Below are 9,377 nucleotides of genomic sequence, written 5' to 3'. Positions count from 1 at the left end.
GCGCAGGCGCCCCCGGCGTCACGCCCCCGAGGGCGCCTGCGCCGATCCGTAGCCGGTGTCCGGGCCCGCCAGGGCGCCCTCCGGCATCCGCGGCGGCACGTACCTGCGCAGCGGCTCCTCGCCCGCGTCCGGCCGGACCGCCCCGAGCAGCGGGTTGGCGGCGATCGGGGAGACCTTCACGGAGCCGCCGGGCCGCGGCGACTGCATCACCAGTCCGTTGCCGATGTACAGCGCGACGTGCGTCGCCCCTTCGAAGTAGACGACCAGGTCGCCCGGGCGCAGCTCGTCCAGCGAGACCCTCGGCAGGGTCCTCCACTGCTCCTGGCTGGTGCGCGGGATGGTGTCGCCCGCATGCGCCCAGGCCTGGGAGGTGAGCCCGGAGCAGTCGAAGGCGTCCGGCCCGGCCGCCCCCCACACGTACGGCTTGCCGAACTGCCGGTAGGCGTAGGCGATGGCCCTGCCGCCCGCGGCGGAGGGCCTGGTCGAGCCGCTGAGCCGGCCGGAGGAGAGCAGCTTGCGCTGGGCCTCGCCGACGTTCTTCTGCTCCAGGCGCTGGATGTCGGCGAGCTGCCGGCCGGTCAGGGAGGCGAGCATCTTCTCGACCTCGCCGAGGCGCTTCCTGACGGCGTCGCGCTGCCGCTTCTGCCGGGCCGCGAGCACCTGCTGCTCGTCGAGGGCCGCACGGGCCCGGGCGGCCAGGCCCGACGCGTACTTCTCGCCCTTGGCGAGGCGGTCGACCGTGGCCGCCCGCTGCCCGGCGGCGCGCTGGATCCGGTGACCGCTGTCGAGCGCCTGCTGCGGGTCGGAGCTGAGGAAGACGGAGACGTAACGGGCGAGGGTGCCGCTCGTGCCCTGGTACTGCTCCCGGGCGATCCGGCCGGCGGCCTCCCGGCTGCCGGTGAGGGCCACGCGCGCGGTGGCGAGCTCGTCGTTGAGCTCGTCGACCCGCTTCTGCTGGACCTTGAGCTTCTCCTCGGTCGCGTTGTAGGCCTCGGTGGCCTCCTCGGCCTTCCGGTAGAGCGACTGGAGCCGGGAGAGGAGGCTGCCGACGGACTGGCGGGAGGGGCGGGAGCGTTCGGGCGGGTCGGCGGGCGCGGCCGCGGACAGCGGCGCGGGCAGTGCGAGCGATGCGGCGCCGGCCATCAGGGCCGCCGTGCGGACAGAACGCGCGAAACGTCCTGACACGAGCTCACCTCCGGGGTGGGGCGTGATCGTTTACCCAGGGAGGATCGTTCCACGTGCGGTCCTATTTATGGGGGTGATGTGGGCGAATCCGCCTAACCCGCTCACCCCATGGTTGCGGGGCGTCACCCGGCCGGCGGCCTCGTGCCCGCCCGCGTGCCCCGGATGCCGCCCGCGGGCGCCCTTGCGGACGGCTCAGCCGTCCGCTCCGGGGCGCGTCCGCCGCGTCCGCTTCGTCCACGGCCACTTCGGGCCGCCGTCCCGGCGCCCCTCGGGGTCGTGGACGTACTTCCAGCCCTTGTGCAGCCCCAGCCGCCGCGTCGTGCCCGCCTGGACCCGGCGGTAGACGAGGACCGTCGGGGCCCCGCCGTGCTCGTCCGGCACGGGGACCTCGTAGACCTTGGGCGGGTGCCCGGTGTGTCCCAGCAGTACCGGCAGTACGCGCCCGTCCAGGGGGCCGCCCACGAAGGGCGTATCTTCGCTTCTCACGGATCCAGTGTCCGTCAGACCCGCGCGTGGGCCCGCGGGCGTACCGCATCAGAGCAGGTGCGCCGCATCCGACACCACCGGAATGACCTGGCGGGCCAGCCGCCCCACGGGCCCTTCCGCCCGCTCCAGGGCCAGCGCGGCGCGGGTGACCTCGGCCGTCTGCGGGTCGCTCGCCGACGTGGCCGTCAGGAGCGCCACGAAGTGGTCGACGAGCCAGTCCCGCAGCTCCTCCACCGGAGGCTGCTTGCCCTCGTCCAGCCAGATCAGCGAGGCCGCCTCCACGGCCGTGATCCACGTGCGGACCATCATGCGCAGCCGGGGGCCCGGCTCCGGCACCCGCAGGTGCTTGAGGATCTGCGCGGCGGCGGCCCTGCGTACGCCGTCCACGATCGCGCCCGTGCGGGAGGTCTCGGCGACGCTGCCGCCCTGCAGCAGCGCCCCGAAGCCCGCGTCGTGCTCGTCCACGAACGCCAGGTAGCGGTCGAGGACGGCGGCCAGACGGCCGGTGAGGGGGCCGCTCTCGGGCTCGGCGAAGCACAGCTCCAGGTCGTCGGCGGCGCTGCGCAGCGCCGTCTCGTACAGCTGGGGCTTGCCTCCGGGGAAGTAGCGGTACACGAGCGGCCTCGACACCTTCGCGGCCGCCGCCACGTCGTCCAGGGAGACGTCCTCCGGGGCGCGGTGGGCGAAGAGCACGAGGGCGGCGGCGATCAGCTGGGTGCGGCGCTCTTCGACGCTGAGTCTGCGGTAGGCGGGGCGGGCGGACGGAGTCGGTGCTGCCGGGGCGGTTCCGCTGCCGTTCATGCAGGGCAGCGTAACGGTGCGGCCCCGGACGCTCCGCCCCCGCCGTGCGGGCACGAGCGGTCTCCGGCGTGGATCAGAGCGCCACCGGTCTTAAGCTGCCGTCGCGCTAGGCCAGGAGTCCGGAGGCGCGCCAGAGCCGGCGGCCGACGCCCCGCATCACGCCGATGTCGTCCAGGAAGTCGGTCAGCCGCCTGGCGCCCGCCTGCATCACCTCGCGCCGGTGCCCGCTGGCGCGCACCTGGGCGACGGCCTCGCGCCGGTCCAGCCCCACGTTCGTGTAGACGGCCGGGTTGACGAAGGCGACGGAGAAGACGCGCGCGGCCTCTCCGCAGCTGAGCCGGGTCAGGCCGGCTTCCCAGCGCGGGCAGCTCACCATCTGGCGGCGCAGCTCCTCGCGGGCGTACCGCACGTGGCGCGCCTCCTCCACGACGTGGATGCGCGTCACGCCGCGCACGAGCGTCTGCACGCGCTCGTCGGGGAAGGTGAGGCGCTGCATGTGGTCGAGGATCTCCTCGCCCAGCAGCGTGCAGGCGAAGGAACCGGGCGTCGTGGACACGGTTTTGAGAATGCGGGCGAGGTTGTGGTGCAGGGGCGTCACGGGGTACGCGGGGGCGCCGCCGCGCTCGATCAGCCGGGCGAACATCTTCGAGTGCCGGCACTCGTCGGCGATCTCGGTGAGCGCGTAGCGGACGTGGGAGCTGGTCAGCGGCTTGTCGTAGACGTGCCGGACCAGCAGCTGCATCAGGATGAGCTCGAACCATATGCCGAGGGAGGCGAGCGAGGCGGCCTCGTGCCGCGAGAGTTCGAGGCGCTGCTCCTCGGACATCGTGCGCCACAGCGGGGTGTCGTAGAGGGAGAGCAGCTCGGGCGGCCAGAACCACTTGCCGTCCTCGAGGGGCGCGTCCCAGTCGAGTTCGGTGTCCGGGTCGAAGGAGTGTCTGGCGGAGGACTCCAGCAGCCGCCGCGCGACCTGCTCGCGGTCCTTCAGCGGCCCGAGGGCGTCCCGGAGGGGGCTGACTACAGGGTTACTTGGGGTCACACCCTTATGAGACTGCTTGTCAGCAAGGCCGTCAATCCTTTCGGGTGAGTTGATGAAGGGTCGTTGACCCGGCGGTAACCGGCGTGTGAGCCTGCCAACGAGAACGGGGGAGAGGACGGAAGGGGACGGGAGACGTCGATGACGACGCGGAACCTCTACGCACACGACCCGGGCGGCCCGGGCTGGACGGTGCCCGCGACCGGCGCGGCCCGTTTCAGCTGGGAATACGACGACGGCCGCGACCGCCTCCTTGCCCTTTACCAAAAGGGCAAGGACAAACAGTGGGACGCCGAGAAGCGCATCGACTGGTCCCTCCCCGTGGATCCGTACGATCCGCTCGGCCTGCCCGACGACAACCTGCCCGTCTACGACACCCCCTACTGGGGAAAGATGAGCGGGAAGGACAAGGACGAACTGCGGCGCAATTTCGCCGCCTGGCAGTTCAGCCAGTTCCTGCACGGCGAGCAGGGCGCCATGGTCTGCGCGGCGCGCATCGTGGAATCCGTGCCGGACCTCGACGCCAAGTTCTACTCCGCCACCCAGACCATGGACGAGGCCCGCCACGCCGAGCTCTACGGCCGCTTCCTCCAGGAGAAGATCGGCCTGGTTTACCCCATCGACGACAACCTGCAGTCCCTGCTGGGCGACACCCTGCGCGACTCCCGCTGGGACATGCCCTACCTCGGCATGCAGGTGCTCATCGAGGGCCTGGCCCTCGCCGCCTTCGGCCTGCTGCGCGACACCACCGACAAACCGCTGCCCAAACAGATCCTCGCCTACGTCATGCAGGACGAGGCCCGGCACGTCGCCTTCGGCCGCATGGCCCTGCGGGACTATTACCGTGAGCTGTCGGATGCCGAGCTGCGCGAGCGCGAGGAATTCGTCATCGAGGGCTGCTATCTGATGCGGGACCGGCTGCGGGGCGACATCGTCCTCACGGACTTCGGCATTCCGCAGGCCGAGGCCGCAGAACTCGGCGAGCGGTCGGAATACCTGCGCGTCTTCCGCAAGTTGCTGTTCTCCCGCATCGTCCCGTGCGTCAAGGACATCGGCCTGTGGGGCGAGCGGCTGCAGCGCGCGTACGTCGACATGGGCGTGCTGGAGCTGGGCGACGCGAGCCTGGACCTGCTCATGGCGCAGGACGAGGAGATCGCCGAGCAGCTGGACGCGCGGCGGTTCGCGCAGGAGGAAGCGGAGCGGCGGGCCGAGGTCGCGGACGCGATCACCCGGGGTGAGGGGGAGGAGCCCGGGACGTGTGAAACGTAAGTTAACCAGGGGTACTTGAGCGCCTTGAGCGACTTGTCCCCTCCTGGAACCTTCTTTTCGGTATGGACGTCTTCGGGTGCACCTACGGGTAGGCCTTGCGGCAGGCCCGTAGGCGGGTGGGGCACCGGGAGCACACACCGAGGGAGGGGACGCTCATGGCACGACCGACCGCTCGGAGGGGCAGGGATCTCCTGATCGCGACGGCGTCGGCACTGACGTTCTTCGCCACGATATCCGGTTGCGTGGCCATGGCCACGGAGGACGCGGGGACGGGGACGCCGGGCGCGGGCAGCAGCGGCGACGACGGGGGCAAGGGACGGCCGGGAGCCTCGTCCCCGGGGCCCGGCGGCGCCGGGAGCACGCCGCCGCCGGCCCGGGTCTCGGCCGAGATCTCGCACGAGAGCGAGACCCCAGGAAAAACGGTCAACCTGACGATCGACGACGGACCCGAACCGGGCTGGACGGTGAAGGTCCTCGACCTGCTCAAGAAGTACGACGCCAAGGCCACGTTCTGCATCATCGGGTCACGGGCCCGGGAGTACCCCGACCTCGTCAAGAAGGTCGTCGCGGCCGGCCACCGGCTCTGCGACCACTCCACCGACCACAACACCGCCATGGACAAGCGCCCCGAGTCCTATCAGGAGCGCCAGGTCCTCGACGCCCGCACCATGATCGAGGAGGCGGCCGGCCCCGGCGCCCGGGTGTACTACTACCGGGCGCCCGGCGGGGCGTTCACCCCGTACAGCCGCGAGGTCGCCGCCTCGCACGGGATGCGCCCGCTGGGCTGGAGCGTCGACACCCACGACTGGCGCAACCCCGGCGTCGACCACATCGTCGACGCGGTCAAGAAGGGCATGAAGGACGGCCCCGTGGTCCTCTTCCACGACGGCGGCGGCAACCGCGGCCAGACGGTCGCCGCACTGGAGCGGCTGCTGCCGTGGTTCAAGGAGGAGGGGTACGCGTTCGCCTACCCCAAGGCGTGAGGCCGGCACCGCCGGGGACGCAGCCCCTGAGGCGGCTACCGGCAAAAGACACCGGGTCGGTCGCCTCCGAGGCGGCTACCAGCGGAAGACGTCGGTCTCCTGAGGAGCGGCGACCGGCTCGGGAAGGGAGGCGGCGTTGCGCGGGTGGTGCGGATTGAGGAACCACCTGCGGGCCGAGGCGAGCCACCAGACACCGGCGAAGCCCAGGACGGCGGCGACCGCGAGGGGCGCGTAGTTGAACGTGTCGACGGTGACGGGGCTCGCCTGCGGCAGCATGAACAGCACGGTGATCACGGCGACCCAGCCGATGGCCACCACCCCGACCGGCTTCGACCAGCGGCCCAGGTGCCACGGCCCGCGCTCGAAGGCGTCGCCCTTGCGCAGCCGCAGCAGGGTCGGCGCGGCGTAGGCGAGGTACAGGCCGATGGTGGCGATCGACGTCACGGCCGCGTACGCCGTCGAGTTGATCAGATACGGCAGGCCCAGGGCGAACGCTCCGGCGGCGGCGAGCCAGACGGCGTTGGTGGGCGTGCGCGTCTGCGGGTTGATCCGGTGCCAGACGCGGGAGAACGGCAGGGCGCCGTCGCGCGAGAACGCATAGATCATCCGCGAGTTGGCGGTCACCGAGGCCATGCCGCAGAACAGCTGCGCGACGATCACGACGAGCAGCAGCAGCTTGCCGGCCGCCGCGCCGAGCGCGTCCATGAAGATCTGCGCGGGCGGCACCCCGGTCGCGGTGCCCGCCGCGCCGTCCCAGTCCTGGATCGCGTACGTCAGCCCCGCCAGCAGCACGAACCCGGCGATCCACGACGCCCAGATCGACCGGACGATGCCGCGCGGCCCGGCCACCGCCGCGTCGTTCGTCTCCTCGGTCATGTGGGCGGAGGCGTCGTAGCCGGTGAAGGTGTACTGCGCGACGAGCAGCGAGATCAGCCCCACGTAGAGGCCCGAGCTCCAGCCGGTGTCGTTGACGAAGTGCGTGAAGACGAACGACGCGGGCCGGTGATGATCGGGCACGAGGACGAGCGCGCCCACGATCAGCAGCACGCCCAGCAGGTGCCACCACACGCTCACCGAATTGAGGAAGGCCACCAGGCGGACGCCGAAGGTGTTCAGCACCGCGTGCAGCAGGAGCACCGCGCCGAACAGCAGGATCGTATGGCCCGGCGTCGCCGCGAACCCGAACTGCAGATCGAGGTAGGCGTTCAGGAACGACGCCGCCCCGAAGTCGATCCCGGCCGTCGCCGCGACCTGCCCGAGCACGTTGAACCAGCCCGTGAACCACGCCCACGCCGCCCGCGACTTCTCCGGAGCCATCCGGTGCGCCCAGAAGTACAGCCCCGCCGAGGTGGGGTACGAGGAGCACACCTCGGCCATCGCCAGCCCCACGACCAGCGACATCGCCCCGACGCCGACCCAGCCCCAGGTGAGCATGGCGGGCCCGCCGGTGTGCATGCCGAAGCCGTAGAGCGTCATGCAGCCGGAGAGGACGGAGATGATCGTGAACGAGACGGCGAAATTGGCGAACCCCGACATGTGACGGGCGAGGACCTGGCTGTAGCCGAGCTGGCGGAGGCGCTCCTCGTCGGAAACGCCCGGGCCGCCGGGGACGCCGGAGAGTCCTGGGACATCGAGTGGCACGCGATTCTCTTTCTCGTGGGGAACGGTCAAGGAATGTGCGTGTGCTGTCGGCTCGGTGGGGGTGGAGGTCAATACCGGCGGGGGGACTGCCGTCCGCCCCGGACGGCCCGAAGGGCCCACTCCCGGTGCCGGAGGAAAAGCTTGGAGGCGTCCCCGCAGTAGGACCAGGGGATCTCGGAGGCATAAGGCCCGACGGCGCGGAACACCTCGTGGGCCTCGGTGTGCCGCCCCGCGAAGGACAGGGCGTGGACGAGGTAGTTGGCATCGTCCATGAACTGGGCGTGCGGCTGCGGGGAACGGTGCCGCCACCAGCCGTCCAGGACGGGATCGATGTGCGGGCAGTCGATCCAGGGATGGACGCTCAGCCCGTAACTGCCGGCGTCGGTCTCCATCCGGTGCCGGTGGGACTCGGCCAGCGCCACCAGCGGCAGCACCGCCAGCGGCAGCCCCCGGGGAGCGGTGTCGGCCCGCTCCTGGGCCCAGTGGAACATCTCGGCTCCCGAGCCGTGGTTCCGGGCGAAGAGGTAGGTGAGCATCTCGTGGTGGGCCTCGCGGTTGTACGGATCGCGCCGCACGACCTCCGCCCACACCTGCTCCAGCACGCCACGGCCGGGCGCGTGCACCCGCAGGAGCGCGAGCATCACCACCCACGGCGAGGGGTCGGCCGGCACCGCCTCGGCCGCCGCCAGACACGTGGCCCAGGCCCGCTCCATCTCGGCCCGCCCCGCCCCGGCCCCGCTGATCATCGACCGCACGGCCTGCACGTGCGCGAGCAACGCGAGCGCGTCCCCCGACCGCGGCTCGGCCCCCGCCCACGTATCGGCGAACCGCAACCTCGCCCCGGCCCGCGCCAGCACCTGCAACCGGAAGATCCGCCGGTCCCAGTCCGCCCCGGTGGCCGCCAGCAGATCCCGCGGCCCCTCCCACCGCCCCATGGCGGCGTCCTCCAGCACGGCCCGTAACGGCAGATCGTCCCGGGCCTGATGCAGATCCAGCCCGTCCCCGGCACCCCGGCGAAACCTCATCGCCCCGCTTCCCTGAAGCTGCGTCAAGCAGACGTGTCAAAGGAAAACTTGGAACACCAGACCCCCGGCTCCCCCGGGACCCCAGGGGGCGCACACTACCCCGGCACGCCCCCGAATGAGACCGTAACGACCGAGGCCCTCAACCCGAGGCAGCGGGGAGAGCGTGTCGTTCTCGGCCCCGTGCCGTCGGTCGCCAGTTGCAGGTTGGACCTGCCGCGTTGTGTGGAGTTTCATCGATGGATGAAGGCACCATGCGTCCCGTCCGATTCGCGCTCTTCGGATACCGGCTCGGGCTGTCGACCCTTGAGGTATGGGGGTTCTTGACGAAGGGCCGCACCGGCTGGGCGGCGGGCAGTCACCGTGCCTGTACTGCGGCTTGCTTGCGGACCGTCTGGCGACGCTCGAGCAGGACTGGGTTCTCCTCGAGCCGGGCATGACGCCGTTGGCGCACGCAGTGCCGCCGGAGCATCGGTGGATAGTGATGTCCGACGGGAGGGTGACGGTCTACGGCGTATGCCCGCCGGACCCCTCTCAGCGGTGTCGTATAGAGCACCGGCTCGCGTGCTCGGCGCAACCCTTGCCTGATCTCTGGCCGTGGCTGACAAGCCTGCGGGCCGAGAACGGGCGACGGGCCGAGAGGCAGAAGGACCGGCAGCCGCCGGAGCCCCCGAGACAGTGGCCGGATGCCGGGTGAAGGCTCCTCCGTCTGCAGAGACGCGAAGACCCCGGCCTCAGCGTCTTCCGCTGGTGACGGGGTCTTTGGGCACCTCATAAAGGGTGCCCCCGGCAGGATTCGAACCTGCGCACACGGCTCCGGAGGCCGTTGCTCTATCCCCTGAGCTACGGGGGCGTGTCGGCCGCTTCGTGCGGTGACGGGTAGAACATTACCAGCTTCCGGAGGGTGATCCGCAACGTCGTTCGGCGAGGGGACGGGGCGGGGTAGCGCATGGG

At 71.3% G+C, this 9,377-nt stretch carries 9 protein-coding genes and 1 tRNA gene; 3 read left to right on the top strand and 7 right to left on the bottom strand.

Annotated features, from left to right (window positions below):
- Positions 1-18: 18 nt before the first annotated feature.
- From ACSNOG_RS30260 to ACSNOG_RS30245, 4 genes are all read right to left on the bottom strand, one after another.
- Positions 19-1,143 carry an NlpC/P60 family protein gene (locus tag ACSNOG_RS30260; RefSeq protein WP_436755898.1) on the bottom strand — a complete coding sequence of 375 codons (1,125 nt, stop codon included), beginning with the start codon at positions 1,141-1,143 and terminating at the stop codon, positions 19-21.
- A gap of 234 nt (positions 1,144-1,377) precedes the next feature.
- On the bottom strand, positions 1,378-1,671 hold the full coding sequence (locus ACSNOG_RS30255; RefSeq protein WP_436755897.1) for a hypothetical protein: 294 nt from the start codon (positions 1,669-1,671) through the stop codon (positions 1,378-1,380).
- A 48-nt stretch (positions 1,672-1,719) separates the two neighbouring features.
- Positions 1,720-2,472 (bottom strand): TetR/AcrR family transcriptional regulator, encoded by a 753-nt coding sequence (locus ACSNOG_RS30250; protein ID WP_436755896.1) that lies wholly within the window; start codon positions 2,470-2,472, stop codon positions 1,720-1,722.
- Positions 2,473-2,578: 106 nt separating this feature from the next.
- Positions 2,579-3,511: an AurF N-oxygenase family protein gene (locus ACSNOG_RS30245; RefSeq protein WP_436755895.1), complete on the bottom strand. Its 933-nt coding sequence runs from the start codon at positions 3,509-3,511 to the stop codon at positions 2,579-2,581.
- A gap of 138 nt (positions 3,512-3,649) precedes the next feature.
- Here ACSNOG_RS30245 and ACSNOG_RS30240 point away from each other — a divergent pair, with 138 nt between their 5' ends.
- Both ACSNOG_RS30240 and ACSNOG_RS30235 read left to right on the top strand, forming a co-directional pair.
- Positions 3,650-4,777 (top strand): ferritin-like domain-containing protein, encoded by a 1,128-nt coding sequence (locus ACSNOG_RS30240; protein ID WP_436755894.1) that lies wholly within the window; start codon positions 3,650-3,652, stop codon positions 4,775-4,777.
- Positions 4,778-4,932: 155 nt separating this feature from the next.
- A complete protein-coding gene (locus tag ACSNOG_RS30235; protein ID WP_436755893.1) occupies positions 4,933-5,760 on the top strand; it encodes a polysaccharide deacetylase family protein in 828 nt (275 codons plus the stop codon).
- A 75-nt stretch (positions 5,761-5,835) separates the two neighbouring features.
- On the opposite strand, the gene ACSNOG_RS30230 is transcribed toward ACSNOG_RS30235, so the two are convergent.
- Complete coding sequence (locus ACSNOG_RS30230; RefSeq protein WP_436755892.1) at positions 5,836-7,401, bottom strand: amino acid permease; 1,566 nt, start codon at positions 7,399-7,401, stop codon at positions 5,836-5,838.
- Between the two features lie 68 nt (positions 7,402-7,469).
- Positions 7,470-8,426 (bottom strand): hypothetical protein, encoded by a 957-nt coding sequence (locus ACSNOG_RS30225; RefSeq protein WP_436755891.1) that lies wholly within the window; start codon positions 8,424-8,426, stop codon positions 7,470-7,472.
- A gap of 310 nt (positions 8,427-8,736) precedes the next feature.
- Here ACSNOG_RS30225 and ACSNOG_RS30220 point away from each other — a divergent pair, with 310 nt between their 5' ends.
- The gene (locus ACSNOG_RS30220; RefSeq protein ID WP_436755890.1) at positions 8,737-9,120 is read left to right on the top strand and encodes a DUF6083 domain-containing protein; all 384 of its coding nucleotides are present in this window, start codon (positions 8,737-8,739) and stop codon (positions 9,118-9,120) included.
- 84 nt (positions 9,121-9,204) lie between these two features.
- Here the strand turns inward: ACSNOG_RS30220 and ACSNOG_RS30215 are convergent.
- A tRNA-Arg gene (locus tag ACSNOG_RS30215) sits at positions 9,205-9,276 on the bottom strand.
- Positions 9,277-9,377: the final 101 nt, after the last annotated feature.

The sequence above is a fragment of the Streptomyces sp. URMC 124 genome, assembly GCF_051386455.1.
In the GTDB taxonomy this organism is placed as follows: domain Bacteria; phylum Actinomycetota; class Actinomycetes; order Streptomycetales; family Streptomycetaceae; genus Streptomyces.
This window is presented reverse-complemented; position numbering and strand designations above follow the sequence as displayed.